20 protein-coding genes and 1 pseudogene are annotated in these 20,957 nt (G+C 71.8%); 13 read left to right on the forward strand and 8 right to left on the reverse strand.

Translation table 11 applies throughout. From position 1 onward, the window contains the following. The first annotated feature begins 17 nt into the window (after window positions 1-17). On the forward strand, window positions 18-665 hold the full coding sequence (locus ACZ5SK_RS02735) for a biliverdin-producing heme oxygenase (RefSeq protein ID WP_334580700.1): 648 nt from the start codon (window positions 18-20) through the stop codon (window positions 663-665). Window positions 666-741: 76 nt separating this feature from the next. On the opposite strand, the gene ACZ5SK_RS02740 is transcribed toward ACZ5SK_RS02735, so the two are convergent. Then, complete coding sequence (locus ACZ5SK_RS02740; protein ID WP_361699878.1) at window positions 742-999, reverse strand: hypothetical protein; 258 nt, start codon at window positions 997-999, stop codon at window positions 742-744. Between the two features lie 133 nt (window positions 1,000-1,132). Next, window positions 1,133-1,777 (reverse strand): PhzF family phenazine biosynthesis protein, encoded by a 645-nt coding sequence (locus ACZ5SK_RS02745; protein WP_468575159.1) that lies wholly within the window; start codon window positions 1,775-1,777, stop codon window positions 1,133-1,135. 229 nt (window positions 1,778-2,006) lie between these two features. Here ACZ5SK_RS02745 and efeO point away from each other — a divergent pair, with 229 nt between their 5' ends. From efeO to ACZ5SK_RS02765, 4 genes are read left to right on the forward strand one after another with little or no spacing between them, the layout of a single operon-like run. Further along, window positions 2,007-3,146: an iron uptake system protein EfeO gene (efeO, locus tag ACZ5SK_RS02750; protein ID WP_457493656.1), complete on the forward strand. Its 1,140-nt coding sequence runs from the start codon at window positions 2,007-2,009 to the stop codon at window positions 3,144-3,146. A 17-nt stretch (window positions 3,147-3,163) separates the two neighbouring features. After that, window positions 3,164-4,411 (forward strand): iron uptake transporter deferrochelatase/peroxidase subunit, encoded by a 1,248-nt coding sequence (gene efeB, locus ACZ5SK_RS02755; protein ID WP_334580696.1) that lies wholly within the window; start codon window positions 3,164-3,166, stop codon window positions 4,409-4,411. 3 nt (window positions 4,412-4,414) lie between these two features. Further along, window positions 4,415-5,308: an iron uptake transporter permease EfeU gene (efeU, locus tag ACZ5SK_RS02760; RefSeq protein WP_334580695.1), complete on the forward strand. Its 894-nt coding sequence runs from the start codon at window positions 4,415-4,417 to the stop codon at window positions 5,306-5,308. Beyond that, the gene (locus ACZ5SK_RS02765; protein WP_334580694.1) at window positions 5,247-6,257 is read left to right on the forward strand and encodes an SCO2278 family lipoprotein; all 1,011 of its coding nucleotides are present in this window, start codon (window positions 5,247-5,249) and stop codon (window positions 6,255-6,257) included. The genes efeU and ACZ5SK_RS02765 overlap by 62 nt, the downstream gene beginning before the upstream one ends. Window positions 6,258-6,264: 7 nt before the next feature. Here the strand turns inward: ACZ5SK_RS02765 and ACZ5SK_RS02770 are convergent, their stop codons facing one another. The 3 genes from ACZ5SK_RS02770 to ACZ5SK_RS02780 form a co-directional block, all read right to left on the reverse strand. Next, a complete protein-coding gene (locus ACZ5SK_RS02770; RefSeq protein ID WP_334581390.1) occupies window positions 6,265-6,999 on the reverse strand; it encodes a bifunctional DNA primase/polymerase in 735 nt (244 codons plus the stop codon). Between the two features lie 103 nt (window positions 7,000-7,102). Further along, window positions 7,103-7,735, reverse strand: coding sequence for a TetR/AcrR family transcriptional regulator (locus ACZ5SK_RS02775; RefSeq protein ID WP_334580693.1), 633 nt, complete (start codon window positions 7,733-7,735; stop codon window positions 7,103-7,105). Between the two features lie 71 nt (window positions 7,736-7,806). Continuing rightward, the gene (locus tag ACZ5SK_RS02780; RefSeq protein WP_361699868.1) at window positions 7,807-8,808 is read right to left on the reverse strand and encodes a Gfo/Idh/MocA family protein; all 1,002 of its coding nucleotides are present in this window, start codon (window positions 8,806-8,808) and stop codon (window positions 7,807-7,809) included. An 86-nt stretch (window positions 8,809-8,894) separates the two neighbouring features. Here ACZ5SK_RS02780 and ACZ5SK_RS02785 point away from each other — a divergent pair, with 86 nt between their 5' ends. From ACZ5SK_RS02785 to ACZ5SK_RS02795, 3 genes are all read left to right on the forward strand, one after another. Then, entirely contained in the window at window positions 8,895-10,235 is a 1,341-nt protein-coding gene (locus ACZ5SK_RS02785) for a multidrug effflux MFS transporter (RefSeq protein ID WP_334580691.1), read from the forward strand. After that, a complete protein-coding gene (locus tag ACZ5SK_RS02790) occupies window positions 10,190-11,356 on the forward strand; it encodes a serine hydrolase domain-containing protein (RefSeq protein WP_334580690.1) in 1,167 nt (388 codons plus the stop codon). The genes ACZ5SK_RS02785 and ACZ5SK_RS02790 overlap by 46 nt, the downstream gene beginning before the upstream one ends. A 179-nt stretch (window positions 11,357-11,535) precedes the next feature. Beyond that, window positions 11,536-12,522 carry a small ribosomal subunit Rsm22 family protein gene (locus ACZ5SK_RS02795; RefSeq protein ID WP_457493661.1) on the forward strand — a complete coding sequence of 329 codons (987 nt, stop codon included), beginning with the start codon at window positions 11,536-11,538 and terminating at the stop codon, window positions 12,520-12,522. A 15-nt stretch (window positions 12,523-12,537) separates the two neighbouring features. Here ACZ5SK_RS02795 and ACZ5SK_RS02800 read toward each other — a convergent pair. After that, window positions 12,538-14,213 (reverse strand): annotated as a pseudogene (locus ACZ5SK_RS02800) (alkaline phosphatase D family protein). A gap of 164 nt (window positions 14,214-14,377) precedes the next feature. On the opposite strand from ACZ5SK_RS02800, the gene ACZ5SK_RS02805 reads away from it, so the two are divergent. After that, on the forward strand, window positions 14,378-15,160 hold the full coding sequence (locus tag ACZ5SK_RS02805; protein WP_361699859.1) for an SDR family oxidoreductase: 783 nt from the start codon (window positions 14,378-14,380) through the stop codon (window positions 15,158-15,160). Window positions 15,161-15,405: 245 nt separating this feature from the next. On the opposite strand, the gene ACZ5SK_RS02810 is transcribed toward ACZ5SK_RS02805, so the two are convergent. Then, the gene (locus ACZ5SK_RS02810) at window positions 15,406-16,614 is read right to left on the reverse strand and encodes a D-alanyl-D-alanine carboxypeptidase family protein (protein ID WP_468575163.1); all 1,209 of its coding nucleotides are present in this window, start codon (window positions 16,612-16,614) and stop codon (window positions 15,406-15,408) included. Window positions 16,615-16,838: 224 nt separating this feature from the next. Between ACZ5SK_RS02810 and ACZ5SK_RS02815 the strand changes: the two genes are divergently transcribed. Next, a complete protein-coding gene (locus tag ACZ5SK_RS02815) occupies window positions 16,839-18,338 on the forward strand; it encodes an ABC transporter permease (RefSeq protein WP_457493663.1) in 1,500 nt (499 codons plus the stop codon). 45 nt (window positions 18,339-18,383) lie between these two features. Continuing rightward, window positions 18,384-19,076, forward strand: coding sequence for an ABC transporter ATP-binding protein (locus ACZ5SK_RS02820; protein WP_334580685.1), 693 nt, complete (start codon window positions 18,384-18,386; stop codon window positions 19,074-19,076). 74 nt (window positions 19,077-19,150) lie between these two features. Here the strand turns inward: ACZ5SK_RS02820 and ACZ5SK_RS02825 are convergent, their stop codons facing one another. After that, window positions 19,151-19,477 carry a nuclear transport factor 2 family protein gene (locus ACZ5SK_RS02825; protein ID WP_319677330.1) on the reverse strand — a complete coding sequence of 109 codons (327 nt, stop codon included), beginning with the start codon at window positions 19,475-19,477 and terminating at the stop codon, window positions 19,151-19,153. A gap of 217 nt (window positions 19,478-19,694) precedes the next feature. Between ACZ5SK_RS02825 and ACZ5SK_RS02830 the strand changes: the two genes are divergently transcribed. Next, a complete protein-coding gene (locus tag ACZ5SK_RS02830; RefSeq protein ID WP_319677331.1) occupies window positions 19,695-20,240 on the forward strand; it encodes a DoxX family membrane protein in 546 nt (181 codons plus the stop codon). Between the two features lie 37 nt (window positions 20,241-20,277). Then, window positions 20,278-20,691, forward strand: a complete 414-nt coding sequence (locus ACZ5SK_RS02835) for a MazG-like family protein (RefSeq protein WP_468575166.1) — start codon at window positions 20,278-20,280, stop codon at window positions 20,689-20,691. Window positions 20,692-20,957: the final 266 nt, after the last annotated feature.

A 20,957-nucleotide genomic window follows, 5' to 3' on the forward strand; every position in this document is an offset into this window, starting at 1 on the left:
GTCGGCCGGGAGGCGCTATGGACTCCTTCTCGACGGTCATCCGCACGGCGTCCCACGAGCAGCACATGGCGGCGGAGACCTCGCCGTTCATGAGCGGTCTCCTCGGCGGCAGGCTCGGCGTCGACGCCTACACGCGCTACACCGAACAGCTGTGGTTCGTGTACGAGGCGCTGGAGGCCGGGGCCGAGGGGCTGGCGTCGGATCCGGTGGCCGGGCCCTTCATCCGGCCGGAGCTGTTCCGGCTCGGCTCGCTGGCGCGGGACCTGGCGCATCTGCGGGGCGCCGGGTGGCGGACGGGCCTTTCGGCCCTGCCGGCGACCGAGGCGTACGCGGCGCGGGTGCGGGAGTGTGCCGAGCGGTGGCCGGGCGGGTACGTCGCCCACCACTACACGCGCTACCTGGGCGACCTCTCCGGCGGACAGGTCATCCGCGACAGGGCGGAGCGCACCTGGGGCTTCGAGCGCAGGGGCGACGGCGTCCGCTTCTACGTCTTCGAGGGGATCGGCAACCCGGCGGCGTTCAAGCGGGGTTACCGCAGGCTGCTGGACGGGGTGCGCGCGGACGACCTGGAGAAGCAGCGGATCGTGAGCGAGTGCAGGCGAGCCTTCGCGCTGAACACGGCGGTCTTCAGGGCCCTGGGCGAGGAGTTCCCGCTCTCGGCGTGAGCCGGCGTCGCGGGCGGACGGGCCGGGCCCCTTCGCTCCGCGGATGCTCTGCGCGGCGAGGGGGCCCGGTGCCGGGTCAGATGGTGTGGCAGTGCTTGCCGGCCCAGAAGATGGCGGCCGAGGGCGTCTTGACCGCGCCGATGTACGGGCTGCAGTTGTCCTTGCCCTCGTCGAAGTAGTGCCGGTGGCCGGAACCCTCGTCGGACTGGTGGTAACCGGGGCCCTCGTAGGAGTGGTGGTAGCCGGCGTCCTCGTCGGCGGTGGCGGTCGTCACACCGGCGGCGGCGAGGGCGATGCCCAGGACGGTTGCGGCCAGAACTGAACGGATACGCATGGCGTTCCTCTCACGGGACTGAGTGGTCACGCCCAAGGTCCCCGATCACCCCCGCCGATCCCCGCCCGCACACGCCCAGACCACCCGTACGGCCGCCCAAAACACCACAAACGCCCGCAATCGGCCGTATGGTTCAGCGTTCCAGGAACACCCGGCCGCCGATCTCGACCCATCCGTAGGGCTGTGGAGCCGTCAGAATCTGCGAGCCCGCGCCCTGGGTGATGTTCAGGGCGCGGCCGAGGCGCTCGGTGAGCAGGAGCGCCGCCGCGCCCGTCGCCTCGTCCTCGTCGATGCCGTCGTCGCGGCCGGGGAAGCCGCGGGCGCGGATGCGGCCGGCGGGCTCGTCCTCCCAGGCCCAGGCGTATACCCACTCGCCCGGCGGCGGTACGGACAGGTCGTCGACCTCGGCGGCGGTGGCGTACTGACGGAGCGTGCGCGGCGGAGCCCACTCCGCGCGCGCCTCGATCCAGGTGAACTCCCCGTCCAGGCGGGTTCCGACGACGCCGGCCGGGGTGACGAGCTCGGGCACGTCGAGCAGCCAGGCCACGCCCACGCACGGGTAACCGGCGAAGGGCAGGCGCACGGTGGGCGTGTAGATGTCGATGACCCCGCGCTCGGGGTCGTCGACGAACACCGTCTCGCTGAAGCCGAGTTTGGCCGCGAGGCCCTGTCGGCCCTCGCGGTCCGGCAGCACCGAGCCTTCGCGAACCACGGCAAGTTCGTTGCCGTAGCCGCCGTTCGGCGCACAGAAGACGCGGAGCACGTCGTAATCAGTCACCGGGGAATTGAAGCACTCGTCACCCCATGCGGAATCTTTGAATCTCCTTTGACCTTCCCTTGGGGTCCACTTTGAGCCACCGTGATCGAGTCGTTCCCTTGCGGCCTCCATGAGAGGTGAATCACGGCACGGGCGGGTATTACGCAGGTAAGCCTTGGATAAGTTAGGTGAGGCTCACCAATCCTGTGAGTCGTGTCACGTGAAGATTCAGCCATCGCTGGGAGCCCGAATGCGAGCCGCCAGACTGTCCGTTGTCACCGCCGTCACCGCCGTGACCGCACTGACCGCCGTCACCGGGTGCACCTCGAAGAGCGACGCGAAAGACGGCGACCGTGTCATCAGCGTGACCGCCACCGACTCCAAGTGCGAGACCTCCAAGAAGGAGATCTCCGCCGGACACGTCGAACTCGCCATCGAGAACAAGGGTTCCAAGGTCACCGAGGTCTACATCCTGTTCCCCGACGACCGGGTGGTCAGCGAGCGCGAGAACATCGGCCCCGGCACCAAGCAGCGGGTCACCGCCGAAGTGAAGGCCGGCGCCTACCGGATCGCCTGCAAGCCCGGCATGAAGGGCGACGGCATCCGGCAGGACCTCAAGGTCACCGGCGGCTCCGCGGCCCAGCGCGACCCCCGCCTGGACAAGGCCGTCGCCGCCTACCGCTCCTACGCGCAGACCCAGGCCGACGAGACGCTGCCCAAGGTCGCCACCTTCGTCGCGGCGGTCAAGGCCGGGAACATCGAGGCCGCGAAGACGGCCTACGCCCCCTCCCGCATCGGCTGGGAGCGCACCGAGCCGGTCGCGGAGTCCTTCGGTGACATCGACCCGCTGGTCGACACCCGCGCGGACGGCCTGGAAGCCGGCCAGAAGTGGACCGGCTGGCACCGCCTGGAGAAGTCCCTCTGGCAGGACAAGAAGCTCACCGCCGAGGACAAGACCCTCGCCGACCGGCTCGTCGCCGACCTGACGGACTGGAAGCAGCGGATCGGCAAGGCCGTGATCACCCCGACGTCCATGGCCAACGGCGCCAAGGAACTCCTCGACGAGGTCGCCACCGGCAAGGTCACCGGCGAGGAGGAGACCTACTCGCACACCGACCTGGTCGACTTCAAGGCCAACGTCGAGGGTGCGCAGCAGGCGTACGAGCTGCTGAAGCCGGTCGCCAAGGACAACGACGCCGCCCTGGTCACCGAGCTGGACAAGCAGTTCGCCGCGCTGAACACGCTGCTGGACAAGTACCGGCCGAACACGACGTCGTACGAGTTCACCTCGTACGACAAGGTCGGCGCCGCCGACCGCAAGGGGCTCTCGGACGCGGTGAACGCGCTCGCCGAGCCGCTGTCCAAGCTCGCCGCCGCCGTGGCGAAGTGACCGGGGGGACCACGGACATGTCGGAGAACCAGAGCAGCAGTCCGTCCCGGCGGTCGCTGATCGGCTGGGGCGGGGCCGGGCTCGCGCTCGGCGCCGCCGCGGCCGGCGGCGCGGTCGCGATGACCCGCACCGGCAACGACGTCGACCCCACGGCCGCCGACACGGGCGCCGCCGTCGACTTCCACGGCACGTACCAGGCGGGCATCGCCACGCCCGTCCAGGACCGGCTGCACTTCGCCGCGTTCGACGTGACGACCGCGGACCGCGCCGAGTTCGTCCAGCTGCTGAAGGAGTGGACGGAGGCCGCCCGCCGGATGACGGCCGGGAAGGCGGTCGGGGAGGGCGCGTTCGGCGGCCTCGCCGAGGCGCCCCCGGACGACACCGGCGAGGCCCTGGGCCTCAAGCCGTCCCGGCTGACCCTGACGGTGGGCTTCGGGCCGTCGCTGTTCAAGAAGTTCGGCCTCGCGGACGAGCGTCCCGAGGCCCTCGTCGACCTGCCCCAGTTCGCCGGGGACGCGCTCGACGCGGCCCGCAGCAACGGCGACCTGTGCGTGCAGGCCTGCGCGGACGACCCGCAGGTCGCCGTGCACGCGATCCGCAACCTGGCCCGCATCGGCATGGGCAAGGTCGTCATCCGCTGGTCGCAGCTCGGCTTCGGCAAGACGTCGTCCACGACGCCCGACGCGCAGACCCCGCGCAACCTGATGGGCTTCAAGGACGGCACCCGCAACATCGCGGGCACGGAGACGGACCGGCTGGAGAAGTTCGTGTGGGTCGGCGACAAGGACGGCCCGCAGTGGATGGTCGGCGGCTCGTACCTCGTCGCCCGGCGCATCCGCATGCACATCGAGACCTGGGACCGCACCTCGCTGCAGGAGCAGGAGGACATCTTCGGCCGGGACAAGGGCGAGGGCGCTCCCGTCGGCAAGGCGAAGGAGCGCGACGAGCCGTTCCTGAAGGCGATGAAGCCGGACGCGCACGTACGGCTCGCGCACCCGGACTCCAACCACGGGACGACGATCCTGCGCCGCGGCTACTCCTTCACCGACGGCACCGACGGTCTGGGGCGCCTGGAGGCCGGCCTGTTCTTCCTCGCCTACCAGCGTGACGTGCGCGAGGGGTTCATCCGCGTCCAGCGCAACCTCGCCACCGACGCGCTCAACGAGTACATCCAGCATGTGGGTTCGGCGGTCTTCGCCGTCCCGCCCGGCGTCCGCGACAAGGACGACTGGTGGGGCCGGACGCTGTTCTCCAAGGAGGCGTAGCCCGTGTTCTCCAACTACCTGATCGGACTGCGCGAGGGCCTGGAGGCCAGCCTCGTCGTCTGCATCCTCATCGCCTACCTGGTGAAGACCGACCGCCGGGACGCGCTGAAACCGGTGTGGACCGGCATCGCCATCGCGGTCGCCATCGCGATGGCTTTCGGCTGCGTCCTCGAATTCGGCTCGCAGGAGCTGACGTTCAAGGCGCAGGAGGCGCTCGGCGGCTCCCTGTCGATCGTCGCGGTCGCGCTGGTGACGTGGATGGTGTTCTGGATGCGGCGCACCGCCCGGCACCTGAAGTCGGAGCTGCACGGCAAGCTGGACGCGGCGCTCGCGATGGGCACCGGCGCGCTGGTCGCCACCGCCTTCCTCGCGGTCGGCCGGGAGGGCCTGGAGACGGCCCTGTTCGTGTGGACGTCCGTCCACGCGGCCGGCGACGGCACCCCGCGCCCCCTCGTCGGCGCGGCGCTCGGCCTGGCGACGGCCGTGCTGCTGGGCTGGCTGTTCTACCGCGGGGCGCTCAGGATCAACCTTGCGAAGTTCTTCACCTGGACGGGCGGCATGCTCGTCGTCGTGGCCGCGGGCGTGCTGGCGTACGGGTTCCACGACCTCCAGGAGGCCGACTGGGTCCCGGGGTTGACGGACAAGGCGTTCGACATCAGCGACACGATCCCGCCGGACAGCTGGTACGGCACGCTGCTGAAGGGCGTGTTCAACTTCCAGCCCGACCCGACGGTCCTCCAGGTCACGGTGTGGCTGCTGTACCTGATCCCGACGCTCGCGCTGTTCCTCGCCCCGGTAGGGTTCGCCTCCGGGAAGGGGAAGGTGAAGTCACCTGATGACCAGGGAACGCAGCCTGACGAGCGGGGTTCGAGGGACTCGAAGGCTCCGCAGGCGTGACCGGTACGCACTCATAGCGGCCTCGCTCACGGCCGTCTCGCTCACCGCGAGCGGCTGTGTGGTGGTCCACGGGGAACGCGAGGTGCTCCCCGCGGCCACGAAGGCGGAGGCCGCCAAGGCGATCCAGCAGTTCACGACCGCGTACAACAAGGCGGACAAGGCGTACGACAGTTCCCTGGACGCCGAGTACACCACCGGCGCCCTCGGGATCATCGACGCGGCGCGACTGAAGGCGGGGCACGTCAACAGCCCGGACGGCAACCCGCAGCACACGCCGCTGGTGTTGTCGGACGTGAAGTACACGATCGTGCAGAAGGCGGGCTGGCCGCGCTGGTTCATCGCCGACGCGAAGGGCAACAAGGGCGGCAATGCGCGCTGGCTGATGGTGTTCACCCGGGGCGAGATGGCGGAGCCCTGGCAGGCGACGTATCTGACGCTGGTGGAGCCGGGCTCGGTACCGGCGTTCCAGACCGACGCGGACGGTGTCGCCGAGGCCGTGCCGGCGGACACCGCCGGGCTGGCGCTGCCGCCCGAGGACCTGAGCAAGGACTACGCGGCCTATTTGCAGAGCGGCAAGGGTTCCTTCGCGGACGGCGCGTACACGAACGCGATGCGCGACACCCGCGCGAAGAACGCCATCAAGCCGGGGCTCGTCACGCAGTACATCGACCAGCAGCTGACCGAGGGCGACTATGCGCCGCTGGCGGTGCGCACCGCGGACGGCGGGGCGTTGGTGTTCTTCACCACGCACCACTACATGAAGCAGACGGCCGCGGCGGGCGCGACGGTGCCCACCTCGAACAGGAACGTGCAGGCGTTGACGACCGGCGAGGTCAAGCAGTCGCTGACCATGGAGTTCGTCGCCAGCGGGGTCGCTGTGGACCCGGCGAAGGGGAAGGTGTCCGTGCTCAGCCGGTTGGAGGGGCTGACCGGAGCGAAGGGTGAGTGAGCCGCCCCTAAAGGCGAGTTGGCCAGGCCGCCGTCGGATCGTCCTGGCCCGCGTGCCGAGCGCAGGCGTCCGTCAGGGCTTCCAGGAGGGTCAGGGGGTCGGGCAGGGGGTGCTCGGGGCCGCGTAGCCAGTGGACCGAGCGGGCGTCGTCGCCGCCGGGGAGGCGGGCGGGCGGTACGAGGACGTAGGAGCCCCGGCAGTGCCAGCGCAGGCCGGGGTGTTCGTCCATGGTCTCGGGGCGGCAGTCCAGCTCGCAGGGCCACCACTCGTCCTCGTCCTCGGGGGTGCCGCGGGTGAGGGTGAAGAAGAGCATGCGGCCGTCGTCGCTCTCGGCGACCGGGCCGACCTCCGTGCCGGAGCCGAGCAGCCGCTGAAGGGCCTGCGCGCCCGCCTCCAGGGGCACGTCGAGGACGTCGTGCGTCATGCCGGTGGCGGTGATGAAGTTGGCCTGCGGCTGGTGGCGGGCCCAGCGCTCGATCTGGGCGCGGTCGGTGGTGGACTGCGTCTGCCAGGCGAAGGACACCGGGTGCCGGGCGGGGGTCGGACAGCCGACCCGGTCGCAGGAGCATCCGTAGCCGGGGGCCGGGTGGGCGGCGGGCGCGAGAGGGAGTCCCGCTTCGGCGGCGGCGAGCAGCAGGGCCTCACGGCCGCCTTCGTCGGCGGCGTCGGTCGGGCCGCTTCCGCGCAGCCGACGGGAGAGTTTGCCCCACAAACCGGTCCGGCCGTCGAACTCCGCGCTCATCTGTCCCCTCGCCTCGCTGGTGCGGACAGCATGCCTCATGTCCCCGCCATCCGGCGCATCGGGGGTGCGGAGTCGTGAACCGGGGCAGGTGGGACGCACCGGGTCATCGCGGCGCGAGGCCGTGGAGGGCGTAGTCGACGAGGGTGTCGGTGTACTCGTACGTGATCGGGCCGGTGTACTGCAGCCAGCGCTGGGCGAGCGGGGAGACGAAGAACTCCAGGGCGATGCGCGGGTCGAGGTCGGCGCGGACCTGCCCGGCCTCCTGCGCGGCGCGCAGCCGGTCGACGTACAACTGGAGGGACGGCTCCAGGAGCTTGGCCGTGAACTCGCGGCCGACGCTCGCGTTGACCACGCCCTCGGCGGCCAGGGCCCGGGAGGGCGCCTCGAACCTGGGGTCCGTCAACTGGTCGACGGTGGCCCGCAGGACGCCCTTGATGTCCGCGGCGAGGTCGCCGGTGTCGGGGATGACGTACGGCTCGTGCTCCGCTGCGCCCGCGTCCCGCGCCGCCTGTTCGCTGAGGTCGAGGAACGCCTCCAGCAGGACGTCGGCCTTCGACCCCCACCAGCGGTAGATGGTCTGCTTGCCGACGCCCGCGCGGGCGGCGATGCCCTCGATCGTGGTCTTCGGGTAGCCGACCTCCACGACGAGGGCGAGGGCCGCGTCGTAGATGGCGCGCCGGGACCGCTCGCTGCGGCGGGTGGTGTCGGGGGCCGGCTTTCCGGACTGGGTGACCATGGACCGACGGTACCGCCGACCCCACCGAGCGGGCGCGGGGCCGCGGCGGGCAGCCCGACCGGGTGCCGGTCCTAGGCGTTCTCTCCCGGGTAGCGCACGCCGATCCGTTCCCGGACGGCGTCCAGAGTGCGCATGACGGCGAGGCTGCCGTCGAGGGGGACGAGGGGGGACTCCGTCTCGCCGGCCCCCAGGGCACGCATGACCTCCCGGGCCTCGTGACGGAACGTCGTGCGGGGGCCGTCGGCCGGGTCGGCGGTGAACTCCTCGGGGTCGCGGCCGGCGCGGTGCAGGACGAGGCGGTCGGGGTGGAAGAAGCCGGCCGGGATGTCGATGCGGCCGCGGGAACCGGTGACGGAGGCGGTGGTACCCGTGCCGCCGGTGACGGAGCAGTGCAGGGCGGCGAGCGCGCCGGAGTCCCAGGACAGCGCCAGCGCCGTCTGCAGGTCGACGCCCTCGGCGGACAGAACGGCCTGGGCGGCGATGCCCGACGGTTCGCCGAGCAGGAGGTGGGCGAAGGAGACCGGGTAGACGCCGAGGTCGAGGAGAGCGCCGCCGCCCTGGGCGGGGTCGCGCAGCCGGTGCGAGGGCGGGAAGGGGCCTTCGAGGCCGAAGTCGGCCTGCACGGTGCGGACTTCGCCGATCGCGCCGTCGTCGACGAGGGCCTTGAGCCGGCGGATGACCGGGTTGCAGTACATCCACATGGCTTCCATCAGGAAGCGCCCGTTGTCGCGGGCCAGCGCGACGAGTTCCTCGGCCTCGCGGACGTTCAGCGTGAACGCCTTCTCGCACAGCACGTTGCGCCCGGCCTCCAGGCAGAGGCCCGCGGCGGTGCGGTGCGCGGCGTGCGGGGTGGCGACGTAGACGACGTCGATGTCCTCGTCGGCGGCGAGCAGGGACCAGTCGCCGTAGGCGCGGGGTATGCCGAACCGTTCGGCGAACGCCTTCGCGGAGGCCTCGGTGCGCGAGGCGACCGCCACGACCTCCGCGTCGGGCAGGTCGATCAGGTCCGCCGTGAAGGCGCCCGCTATCCCGCCGGTCGCCAGGATTCCCCACCGCACCGTGTCCGTCGTCATACCCTGCCCGCCCTCGTGCCGTCCCAGCAGTCCGTTCGAGCTGAGAGCATAGGTGGCGAAGACATCGCAGAGGGAGGGGCGGCCGTATGCCGGAGGGTGGGCCGATACCGGAGGCTTCGCGAGCGGCCGTCGCGCGCAGGAACACCGAGAAGAACACCGAGAAGTCCACCGAGAAGAACACCGGCACGGACAAGGCGCCGCTGCGTGCGCGGCGTCGGGCCGGGCTGCTCGTCACGCTCGTCCTGGGCGGTCTGACCGCCACTCCCCCGCTGTCGATGGACATGTACCTTCCGGCCCTGCCGGAGGTCACCCGTTCCCTGCACGCGCCCGCGGCGACGGTGCAGCTCACGCTGACCGCGTGCCTGGCCGGGATGGCGCTGGGGCAGCTGGTGGTCGGCCCGATGAGCGACCGGTGGGGGCGCAGACGCCCGCTGCTCGCCGGACTCGCCGTCTACGTGCTGGCGACCGCGCTGTGCGCCGTGGCGCCGACCGTCGAGGTGCTGGTCGCGTTCCGGCTGTTGCAGGGACTCGCGGGCGCGGCGGGCATCGTCATCGCGCGGGCCGTCGTACGCGACCTCTACGACGGCGTGGCGATGGCCCGGTTCTTCTCCACCCTGATGCTGATCTCCGGGGTCGCCCCGGTGGTGGCGCCGCTGATCGGCGCGCAGATCCTGCGGGTGACGGACTGGCGGGGCGTGTTCGTGCTCCTGACGGCGGTGGGGCTGCTGCTGGCCGGTGTGGTGTGGACACGGCTCCCGGAGACGCTGGACAGCGCCGACCGGCATGCGGGCGGTGTCGGCGAGGCCCTGCGCTCGATGCGCCGGCTCCTGTCCGACCTGCCCTTCACCGGCTACATGCTCACGGGCGGCTTCGCCTTCGCCGCGCTGTTCGCGTACATCTCGGCGTCCCCGTTCGTGGTCCAGGAGATCTACGGCGCCTCTACGCAGACGTTCGGTCTGCTGTTCGCCGTGAACTCGGTCGGGCTGGTGGTGGTCGGGCAGATCAACGGCAAGGTGCTGGTGGGCCGGGTACGGCTGGACCGGGTGCTGGCCGCCGGGCTGACGGTGGTCGTGCTGGCCGCCGCCGCGCTGCTGCTGATGACGACGGGCGTGTTCGGCGAGGTGGGGCTGGCGCCGGTGGCCGCAGCGCTGTTCGTGCTGATGTCCGCGATGGGCGTGACCCTGCCCAACGCCCAGACCCTCGCCCTGCTGCGGGTGCGGCACTCCGCCGGTTCCGCCTCCGCACTGCTCGGCACGTCGTCCTTCCTCATCGGCGCGGTCGCCTCGCCGCTCGTCGGGATCGCCGGCGAGCACACGGCCGTCCCGATGGCCGTCGTCCAGTTGGCCGCCGCGGTGGTGGCCCTGGCCTGCTTCGTGGTTATGTGCCGTCCCTGGACGAATACGGGGGCGGAAGGAGCGGGGAGCTGAGCGCACCGAGACTGCGCGTCGACACACCGGAACGGGCGGGGCTCGACCCCGAGGAGACGCGGCTCCTCGTCCGCGACGTCGTGGACCTCACCACCGGCGACCGGCCCTGGGCCGCGGGCGCCGTGGTGGTCGCCGGGCGCGGCCCGGTGATCGCCGTCGAGGAGGCGGCGGGCTGGGCCGTGCGCTACTCGGCGTACGACCCGGCGACGGACGCGGGCGTGGAGCTCCCGGCGCGGGCTCAGGTCCCGATGACCGTGGACACCCCGTTCGATCTGGCCTCCCTCACCAAGCTGTGCACGGCGGTCGCCGCGGTGCAGCAGATCGAGCGCGGCACCCTCGGCATCGACGCGCGGATCGGCGCCTATCTGCCCGACTTCCACGCGGCCGCCGCCCACGGCATCACCGTCCGTCAGCTCCTCACCCACACCTCGGGCCTGCGCCCCGAGCTGCCGCTGTACGACTGCGCGGACGACACGGAGCGGCTGGAACGGCTGCGGGCCGAGGCGCCGATCGGCGAACCGGGCGCGTACCTGTACTCCGATCTGAACATGCTGCTGCTCCAGCAGCTCCTGGAACGCCTGACCGGCCGCCCGCTCGACGTCCTCGTGCACGAGGGAATCACCCGCCCCCTGGGGATGACGTCGACCGGCTTCGGCCCCTGCCCCGGCGCGGCGGCGACCGAGGACCAGCGGCGGCCGTGGGCCAAGGTGGACCGGGGGATGCTGCGGGGCGTGGTGCACGACGAGAACGCGTGGGCGCTGGGCGGGGTGGCCGGTCACGCGGGCCTGTTCTCGACCGGCCGCGACCTGGCCGTGTTCTGCCGGACCCTGCTGGCGGGCGGCTCGTACGGTCCGGCCCGCATCCTCGGCCACGACTTCGTGGAACTCCTGCTGACCCCGCCGGGGCTGGGCTTCGCGGTGGACCAGGCGTGGTTCATGGGCGAACTGGCGGGCGAGGGCGCGGCGGGCCACACCGGCTTCACGGGAACCTCGCTGGTCCTGGACCCGGCGACGGACACGTTCGTGGTGCTGCTGGCGAACACGGTGCATCCGGTGCGCAGGACCCCGGACAGCGGCCCGCGGGCATTGCTGGGGACGCGCATGGCGATGGCGGTGCGATAAGCCGGCCCGTCCGGCAAGGCAGCCCCTCCGGCAGGTCAGCCCGTCCGGCAGGTCAGCCCGTTGGGGGTCCCCCCTCTGGGGGAGTTTGAGGACGAGGCCCCTTCAGGGCCGACAGGGGGGTCTGGGGGCGCAGCCCCCGGTGCGGGCACCGCCGACGCCGGGTGCCTCATAATCGCCAGGTGAACGTCTCCGTATCCGCCGCCGAGACTCTCCGTACCGCCCTCGGAGACCTCCTCGACGGGCTGCCGCCCAAGCAGGCCGCGCAGGCCGTCGAGCGGCTCATCGCCAACTACCGGGGCGCCACCCCTACGGACGCGCCCATCCTGCGCGACCGCGCGGACGTGGCCGCCTACGCCGCGTACCGGATGCCGGCGACCTTCGAGGCGGTGTGCTCGGCGCTGGAGGCGTTCGCGCAGGCGGCGCCCGAGTGGACGCCCGGCAGCCATGTCGACGTCGGCGGCGGGACGGGCGCGGCGACCTGGGCGGTGAACGCGACCTGGGACGGCGAGCGTCCGGTGACCGTCCTGGACTGGGCCGAGCCCGCCCTGGCCCTCGGCCGCGAGGTGGCCGCCGCGAACCCGGCTCTGCGCGACGTCCGCTGGCAGCGCGCCCGCATCGGCTCGGCGCTCACGTTGGACCCCACGGACCTCGTCACCGTCTCCTACGTCCTCAACGAACTGGCCGCGCCCGACCGTGCCGCCCTCGTGGACGCCGCCGCGTCGGCCGCGCAGGCCGTGGTGATCGTCGAGCCGGGCACGCCGGACGGCTACGCCCGGGTGATCGAGGCCCGTGACCGGCTGATCGCCGCCGGTCTCCACGTCGCCGCGCCCTGCCCGCACAGCGCGGCCTGCCCGATCGTGCCGGGCACGGACTGGTGCCACTTCTCGGCGCGGGTCAGCCGCTCCTCCCTGCACCGGCAGGTCAAGGGCGGCTCGCTGCCCTACGAGGACGAGAAGTTCAGCTACGTCGCGGCCGCCCGCTTCCCCGTGTCGCCCGCCCCCGCCCGAGTGGTCCGGCGGCCACAGATCCGCAAGGGCCAGGTGCTCCTCGACCTGTGCGAGGCCGAGGAGCAGCTGAGCCGTACGACGGTGACGAAGAAACACGGGGAGCTGTACCGGGCGGCCCGTGACGCGGACTGGGGCGACACCTGGCCGCCGGTCCGGTAAGGCTGTTTCAGCGGCTCACGCCGGCTTGAGTCCCTGGTCGCCGACCTCGGTGACGAAGGACGCGGCCGTGGTCAGCGGTGCGCCCTGCCGGGTGACGTACGCGACGGTCTTGAAGTCGGCGCGGGCGAGGTCGCGGCCGAGGGAGACGGTCGCGTAGCCGCGCAGGCCGTTGTAGAACTTCAGGTGCGGGTTGGCGGCCATGAAGGCAGCCCAGTTGGCGGGCTTCGCCGAGCCGTTGCCGCCGCTGGAGATCGACGAGGTGACGATCTCGGTGCCGAGCGTTTTGGACGCCTGGTCGGCGAAGTCCTGCTTGATGTCGAAGCCGTAGTGCACATGGACGTCGCCGGTGAGGACCATCAGGTTCTCGACACCGGCGCTCTGCGCGCCGGCCAGGATCCGGGTCCGGGAGGCCGGGTAGCCGTCCCAGGAGTCCATCGAGACCTGGGAGGGCGAGGCGGTGGAGTTGTGCCGCTGGGCGAAGGTGACCTGCTGCGGGACCACGTTCCACAGGGCGCGTGAGCGCCGCCAGCCGTCGATCAGCCACCGCTCCTGGGCGTCGCCGGTGAGGGTGCGGGCCGGGTTCTCGGACTCGGGTCCTGGGACCTGCCAGCCGTCGCCGTAGGCCTGGTCGGAGCGGTACTGGCGGGTGTCGAGGACGTCGAACTGCGCGAGCCGGCCCCAGTGCAGACGCCGGTAGAGCCTGAGGTCGGGGCCGTCGGGGAGCTGGGGGCGGCGCAGCGGCTGGTTCTCCCAGTAGGCGCGGTAGGCGGCGGCCCGGCGGATGAGGAACTCCTCGGGCGGGTCGTTGTTCTCCGAGACCGAGCCCGCGTAGTTGTTCTCGGTCTCGTGGTCGTCCCAGGTGACGACGAACGGGTGGGCGGCGTGCGCGGCCAGCAGGTCGGGGTCGGACTTGTACAGCGCGTATCTGAGGCGGTAGTCGTCCAGCGTCACCATCTCGTGGTTGTAGACGGCCGGCACGGTCCCGGCCGGGTAGGCGCGGGCGCCGCCGACCCCGCTGACGGCGTACTCGTAGAGGTAGTCGCCGAGGTGCAGGACGACGTCCACGTCGTCCTCGGCGAGGTGCTGGTAAGCGGTGTAGTACCCCTGGTCGTAGCGCTGGCAGGAGACCACGCCGAGGGTGAGGGCGGACGCCTTGGCGCCGGGGGCGGGGGCGGTGCGGGTGCGGCCGGTGCGGCTGATCCAGGCGCCCGCCTTGAAGCGGTAGTAGTACTGGCGGTCGGGGGCGAGGCCGTCGACCTGGACGTGCACGCTGTGGCCGAACTCCGGGTGGGCGAGCGTGGTGCCGCGCCGGACGGTCCGGCGGAAGGCCGCGTCGCGGGACAGCTCCCAGTGGACGGTGACGCGCCGGGCGGGCAGTCCGCCGTCCGCCTGGTGGGGGGCGGGTGCGAGGCGCGTCCACAGCAGGACCGAGCCGGGTGGGGGTCCCCCCGCTCGAGCGAAGCCGAGAGTGGGGGAGGGTCGCCCGAGGCGACGCCGAGGGTGAAGGGGTCGGCGGTGAGCTGCGCGGGGTCGAGTTCGGCGGCGGCTGCGACGCCGGCGGCGGGCAGGTTCACCGTGAAGGCGAGCGCGGCGGCGGCCGCGGTGCCGGTGAGGAAGCGACGACGGCCCAAGTGACGTGCGGTGGCGCGGAGTTCGGGGGTGTGCGGGGACTGGCGTGCTGCGGGTGTCATTCCGGTCCTCCCCTGGAAAATGGCTGCACCAGGCATTGGAGTGGTCGGCGACGACCCACGGGAGTCATCGGGTTGGCGCGTACACAACAGTCGGATGGCGGACGTGCGGGTTCCGCATGCCGGATCCCAGGGCCCGGGCGCGGGCTGTCGTACGCTGCGGCCCCATGAACGCCAAGGAAACTGCTGAGCGAGCAGCTCTCGAGGGGAAGACCGCGGTCGTCACGGGCGCCGGTTCCGGCATCGGGCGCGCGGTCGCCGTGGAACTGCTGCGCGCGGGCTGGTCGGTGGCGCTGGCGGGCCGGCGCACCGAGACCCTGGAGGCGACGGCCGCGCTGGCACCCGAGGGCACGAGTCTCGTCGTACGGACGGACGTCTCACGCCCTGACGAGGTGACGGCCCTCTTCGCCGCCGTGCGCGACCGGTTCGGGCGCCTGGACCTGCTGTTCAACAACGCGGGCACGTTCGGGCCGGGCGGTGTGCCCTTCGAGGACCTTCCCCACGATGCCTGGCGGCACGTCGTCGACACCAACCTCAACGGGGCGTTCCTGTGCGCGCAGGGCGCGTACCGGCAGATGAAGGAGCAGGAGCCGCGAGGAGGGCGCATCATCAACAACGGTTCCGTCTCCGCGCACACGCCCCGCCCGCACTCGGCGCCCTACACGGCCACCAAGCACGCCCTCACCGGCCTGACGAAGTCCCTCTCCCTGGACGGGCGGGCGTACGGCATCGCGGTCGGCCAGATCGACATCGGCAACGCCGCGACCGACATGACGGCGCGGATGCAGACGGGCGCGTTGCAGGCCAACGGCGAGGTCGCACCGGAACCGGTGATGGACGTCCGCGACGTGGCTCGCACGGTGCGGCACATGGCGGAGCTGCCACTGGAGGCGAACGTGCAGTTCGCGACCGTACTGGCGACGGCGATGCCGTATGTGGGCCGGGGCTGACGGCTCACAAGCGGAATTTGATTGTCCGCCCCATTGCGGCCGGTTACGGAGATATGCTCAACTCTCCTGCACAAGAACTTCACACTTGGTGCACGAAAGTTCCGCAAGGAGCGACCGTAAGCCATACCGAGGGGGCCGTAAGCCATACCGAGGGGGGAAGGGCAGCCGTCCCATGGCCCCGCGTGGGGGTGGACCTCGCTGGGACCGCGAGGTACGCACGGGGCCGTGGGACGGCTGCTGCACCATCACTTCTTCTCGGAAACCTCTGCCGACGCCTCGGCCGAGTTCTCGGGCGAGGTCTCGGCCGCGGTCCCGGCGGCCGGCGTCTCACGGGTGCGGCGCCTGCGCAGCGCGTACGCCCCGCCCGCCGCCAGCGCCACCACTCCCCCGGCCCCGCCGAGCACGCCCCAGCCACCCGGGCCGCCCGATCCGCCGTCCGCCCTGGAGGCCCGCGCCCCGGCATGCGGGGCCTCGCCGGGGGACGACACCCGCGTCCCGCCCTCGCTCAACGCCTCGGGCAGCGTCCCCACCGCGCGTGCCGAACTCCCTTGCGCGAAGCCCCAGTCGAGCAGCGCCGCCGTCTCCTCGTAGACGGCGTTGTGGCCGCCGCCGGGATGCAGCACGGTGACGACGAGGGTGCGCCCGGCGCGGGTCGCGGCGCCGGCGAACGTGTTACCGGCGTTACTTGTGTAACCGTTCTTGACGCCGATCATCCCCGGATACGGCGCCACCCCGTTCGTGCCCGACAGCAGCCGGTCAGTGTTCTCCAGGGGAACCGTCTTGCCGCCGCCGGCCGGGAAGCGGACGCTCCGCGTGCCGCAGTAGGCGCGGAAGTCGGCGTTCTTCAGCCCGTGCCGGGCGAACAGGGCGAGGTCGTGGGCGGAGGACAGCTGGCCCTCGTGGTCGTAGCCGTCGGGGCTGACGACATGGGTGTCCAGCGCCTGGAGGTCGGCCGCTTTCGCCTGCATCTCGGCGACCGTCTTCGCGACCCCGCCGTTCATCCGCGCCAGCACCTGCACGGCGTCGTTCCCCGAGCGCAGGAACACGCCCTGCCACAACTCCTCGACGGTGTACGTGACCCCGGCCTCGACGCCGACAAGGCTGGACCCGGACGGGATGCCGGCCAGGTCCGCGTCGGTCACCGTGTACCGCTCGGTGGGCTCGAACCGGCCGAGCAGGGTGTCCGCGAACAGCATCTTCAGCGTGGAGGCGGGCGCGAGCCGCAGATGCGCGCGGTAGGAGGCGAGCACCTCGCCGCTGTCGTGGTCGGCGAGCAGCCAGGCCCGAGCGGTCAGCTTCCTGGGCAGGGCGCTGCCCCCGTCGACCTGGACGCCGTCGGCGAGCGGCGGACGGCCCGTCGGCGAGGCCGACGGCGCGCCCAGCGGCGCGGCGGCCGCGAACGCCAGCAGAGAACGCCGGGACAGACTCGGGGACGAGCGCGAGAATGCGTGCACTGCGGGACCGTACAAGGGAATTATGTAAAACCGGAAATCGCCACTCAACCCCTGCCACCTGGGAAAACCCCCTCCACAGCCTAGGAATCAGCTGTCTCGAGGAATTCTGATCCGGCGCCCCGCATTCTCAGTCCTTGCACACCTTTTACTCAGTCCCGCTCAAAGGTTCCTCCCTACGTTGAGGCCGCGCCCACAGCGGGCGCCAAGTACCTCTGAGGAACGGGATGTTTGGCATCTATCTCAAGCGCGAACTGGGTCGGCGCAAGAAGGCGGCCCTGGTGATCGCACTGGGTCTGGCGCTCGGAATCGCGCTGGTCATCACCGTCAACTCGGTGTCGGCCGGCATGACACAGGCTCAGGACAAGGTCCTGCAGTCGCTGTACGGCCTCGGCACCGACATGACCGTCACCAAGGCCCGCACGGCGCCCACGGCCACCGGTTCCGGTGGCCCGAGATTCGAGTTCGACGCGAAGGGCCAGGACGACGACTCGACGACGCAGAGCTCGGACCGGGTGATGACTCAGGGAGGTCAGGCCCTGAAGTCCTCCCTCGTCGCGCAGGTCGCGAAGCAGCAGGGAGTGGCGACAGCGGTCGGCGCCCTCACCCTGAACGTCACCAAGGTCGACGGTTCCTTCACCCAGGGCAAGGCGCAGACCTCGACCACCGGAAACAACGGGAACAGCGGGAACACTGGAAGCAGCGGCCAGGGGGGCGGTCCCGGCGGAAGCGGCGGTGGATCGACCGCGGCGCCCCAGGTGGAGGGCGGCGGCGCCTCCTTCGACGTCAACTCGTACTCCGTGGCCGGCGTCGACGTCACCGACCAGGACCTGGGCCCGCTCGCGAGCTCGAAGATCACCTCGGGCGTGACGTTCACCTCGGCGCAGAGCAACGCCGAGGTCGCGGTCGTCAGCAAGTCGTACGCCAAGGAGAACGCCTACAAGGTCGGCTCGACCCTGACTGTCTCCGGCACGAAGTACAAGGTCATCGGCATCGCGACGCCCGACAGCAGCGACTCCGCCACGGACGTCTACCTGCCGCTGAAGCAGGCGCAGACCCTCGCCGACGCGGCCGGCCAGGTCACCACGATCTACGTCAAGGCGACCGACTCCCAGCAGATCGACACCGTCAAGGCGACGATCCAGAAGAACATCTCCGGTACGACGGTCACCACCTCCGCCGACCTCGCCGAGACGGTCTCCGGCTCCCTGTCCACCGCCTCCGACCTGGCGACCAGCGTCGGCAAGTGGCTGTCGATCGCGGTGCTCGTCGCCGCGTTCCTGGTGGCCGCGCTGCTCACCTCCTCGGCCGTGTCCCGCCGGGTGCGGGAGTTCGGCACGCTGAAGGCGCTCGGCTGGCCGAGCCGCCGGGTGACCCGGCAGGTCGTCGGCGAGTCCATGGTCCACGGCCTGCTCGGCGGCGCCCTCGGCATCGGCCTGGGCCTGGCGGCCGCGTACGCGGTGACCGCGATCAGCCCGAAGCTGACGGCGGAACTGGGCAACACCGGTGGCGGTGGCGGTGGCGGCATGGGCGGCGGGCCCGGCAGCGGCCCCGGCGGCCGGTCGGCGTCGAACACGATGGAGATCGCCCTGTCCGCCCCGGTCTCCGTCTCCACGATCGCGCTCGCGGTGGGCCTGGCGGTCGCCGGCGGTCTGATCGCCGGCGCGATGGGCGGCTGGCGCGCCTCCCGGATGCGCCCGGCGGACGCCCTGCGCAGCGTCTCCTGACCCGCCCTCACCCACGTCACGCCAACCGGAGGAACCGGAGCACCCATGTACAAGCTCACCGGCGTCACCAAGCGCTACACACGCGGCAAGGAGACGGTCGAGGCGCTGCGCGGCGTCGACCTCACGCTCGCCGACGGCGACCACCTCGTCATCCAGGGCCCCACAGGCGGCGGCAAGTCGACCCTGCTGCAGATGATCGGCGGCCTGGACCGCCCCACCGAGGGCAGCGTCGAACTGGACGGCGTCGACCTCGCGCGCATCAGCGAGGCGAAGCTGACCCGGCTGCGCGCCGAAAAGATCGGCATCATCTTCCAGTCGTTCAACCTCATCCCGACACTGACCGCGCAGGAGAACGTCGAGACGGCGCTCGTCCCGCTCGGCGTGAAGCCCGCGCAGCGGCGCGAGCAGGCGGCGGAGGCCCTGCGCTCGGTGGGCCTCGGCGAGCGCCTCAGCCATGCCCCCGCGGAGCTGTCCGGCGGCCAGCAGCAGCGTGTGGCGATCGCCCGCGCGCTGGTCAAGAAGCCGAAGGTGCTCCTCGCCGACGAGCCCACCGGCAACCTCGACGAGGGCACCCGCGACGACATCATGGGCCTGCTGGAGGGCCTGTGGCACGCGTACGGGCTGACGTTCATCATGGTCACCCACGACTCGTCGATCGCGCGCCGCGCCCCACGCCTGGCAACCATCGAGGCAGGCCGGATCACCCTGACGGAACAGGCAGCAGCCCGCTCCCGATGACGGGCGGCGAGCGGCTCGGGCAGTGAGCGGCTCGGGCAGTGAGCGGCTCGGGCAGTGAGCGGCTCGGGCGGCGGCTACGCCTGCCCGGTCTCGAAGCGGGAGATCCGCCCGTCGTCCTCGACGGTGAAGCTCCACCTGGTGCGCATCTCGCCCCAGGTGTCGTTGCGGTAGTCGGCGATCAGCGCCCGGCCGCCGGCCATCTCCTTCGTGACGTCCATGTGGCCGTGCGAGGAGAAGATCTCCCGGTCGATCCACTGGACGAGATCACGGTCGGAGCCGTCGTCCGACATGGTCGCGCCGGGAGTGAGAAGGCTGCGGAAGGCCTCCTCGTCATGGGCGTTGACGGCGCTGACGAAGGCGCGGACGGCCGGGTCGCTGAGTTTGGCGGTCTGAATCGTCATGCCAGCCACACTCACACCGCCGTCCGCCCGCCGCCACCCAACCGCCGCCACCCAACCGCCGCCACCCGACCGCCGCCACTCGAACGGCGTCCAGGACGGGCCGGACGGGTGTGAAGGGTGCGACGGTGGAAACGCGGAGGGGACTGTTTCTTTCGTTGCCCACTGTCGACCGCTGCCCATGACTTTGTCGCCCGCGCCTTTGCCTCAGGGAGTCACCATGACCTGTTACGACCGTCGTGATCTGGGACTGCTGCTGCTCCGGCTGGGCACCGGCGGAGTGCTGGCGGCCCACGGCACACAGAAACTGTTCGGCTGGTTCGGCGGCCACGGTCTGGAAGGCACCGGCCAGTTCATGGAGTCGGTCGGCTACGAGCCGGGCAAGGCGAGTGCGACGGCGGCGGGCCTGGCGGAGGCGGGCGGCGGCACGCTCCTCGCCCTGGGCCTGGCCACCCCTGCGGCGGGCGCGGCGGCGGCCGGCGCGATGGCGGGCGCGTCCGCGGTGCACGCCCCCAACGGCTTCTTCGCGGCGAGCGGCGGCTACGAGCACGCGGCCTCGCTGGGCCTGGCCGCCGCGGGCCTCGCCGTCGCGGGCCCCGGCCGCCTCTCCCTCGACCACGCCCTCGGCCACCTGGTCGACCGCGGCTGGATGGTCCCGGCCGCCCTGGGCGCGACGGCGGCGGCCACGGCAGTGATCATCGGCCTGCGCAGCCAACGGCTGCGGCGGCGCGAACAGGGCGAGCAGGAGGCCCTGTTCGAGGAGTAACCACCGCCCGCCGGGGTGAGCTGACAGGCTGCGCCCCATGAGCATCGAGAACCAGCAGCCCACCCCCACCTCCCCTGCCACCCCGACCTCCCCTGCCACCCCCGTCCCCCCGCCCGACCTCTGGCCCACCATCGACGCCCTGTGGACCTGGCTGGAGGCCCACCGTGCGCACGACGGCCAAGAGGGCCTGCTGCTGCGCATCCTGAAGCTGTCGGAGGAGGTCGGCGAGGTGGCCCAGGCGGTCATCGGCGCAACCGGCCAGAACCCCCGCAAGGGCACCACCCACACCTGGGAGGACGTCCAGGCCGAACTGTGCGACGTCGTCATCACGGCACTGGTGGCGCTGCGGACGCTCACGCCGGAGGCGGAGGCGGTGTTCGCGGGGCATCTTGCCCGGGTGGCGGAGCGGTCGTCGGGCCGTGCCGGCCAGGGCGGGACCGACGCGCGCTGACTCCGTCCGTACTCTGTTCGCCTTTCCCCTTGCTCACCTTTCCCCCTGCTCTGTCCGCCTGTTCACCGAACTGCCCGCCTACTTCTCACATACCTCTGTACGATCACCGCACGCGAGCGGGGGAACGTAAGCGGAGGGGGCGGGGATGCACGACAACGCGGGTAGACGCAGGGCGGCTTGGCCGTGGCGGGTCGCCGCGTCGGTGGCCGGGGCAGCCGTGATGCTGGGCGGCTGCGGTTCCGGGGGCGACGACAAAGCGGCCGGCC

Source organism: Streptomyces sp. NPDC031474, from assembly GCF_055581185.1.

Coding starts and splice junctions, on each gene's coding strand:
- ACZ5SK_RS02735 (WP_334580700.1), top strand. CDS start 18: ATGGACTCCTTCTCGACGGTCATCCGCACGGCGTCCCACGAGCAGCAC.
- ACZ5SK_RS02740 (WP_361699878.1), bottom strand. CDS start 999: ATGCGTATCCGTTCAGTTCTGGCCGCAACCGTCCTGGGCATCGCCCTC.
- efeO (WP_457493656.1), top strand. CDS start 2,007: ATGCGAGCCGCCAGACTGTCCGTTGTCACCGCCGTCACCGCCGTGACC.
- efeB (WP_334580696.1), top strand. CDS start 3,164: ATGTCGGAGAACCAGAGCAGCAGTCCGTCCCGGCGGTCGCTGATCGGC.
- ACZ5SK_RS02765 (WP_334580694.1), top strand. CDS start 5,247: ATGACCAGGGAACGCAGCCTGACGAGCGGGGTTCGAGGGACTCGAAGG.
- ACZ5SK_RS02770 (WP_334581390.1), bottom strand. CDS start 6,999: ATGAGCGCGGAGTTCGACGGCCGGACCGGTTTGTGGGGCAAACTCTCC.
- ACZ5SK_RS02775 (WP_334580693.1), bottom strand. CDS start 7,735: ATGGTCACCCAGTCCGGAAAGCCGGCCCCCGACACCACCCGCCGCAGC.
- ACZ5SK_RS02780 (WP_361699868.1), bottom strand. CDS start 8,808: ATGACGACGGACACGGTGCGGTGGGGAATCCTGGCGACCGGCGGGATA.
- ACZ5SK_RS02785 (WP_334580691.1), top strand. CDS start 8,895: ATGCCGGAGGGTGGGCCGATACCGGAGGCTTCGCGAGCGGCCGTCGCG.
- ACZ5SK_RS02805 (WP_361699859.1), top strand. CDS start 14,378: ATGAACGCCAAGGAAACTGCTGAGCGAGCAGCTCTCGAGGGGAAGACC.
- ACZ5SK_RS02815 (WP_457493663.1), top strand. CDS start 16,839: ATGTTTGGCATCTATCTCAAGCGCGAACTGGGTCGGCGCAAGAAGGCG.
- ACZ5SK_RS02820 (WP_334580685.1), top strand. CDS start 18,384: ATGTACAAGCTCACCGGCGTCACCAAGCGCTACACACGCGGCAAGGAG.
- ACZ5SK_RS02825 (WP_319677330.1), bottom strand. CDS start 19,477: ATGACGATTCAGACCGCCAAACTCAGCGACCCGGCCGTCCGCGCCTTC.
- ACZ5SK_RS02830 (WP_319677331.1), top strand. CDS start 19,695: ATGACCTGTTACGACCGTCGTGATCTGGGACTGCTGCTGCTCCGGCTG.
- ACZ5SK_RS02835 (WP_468575166.1), top strand. CDS start 20,278: ATGAGCATCGAGAACCAGCAGCCCACCCCCACCTCCCCTGCCACCCCG.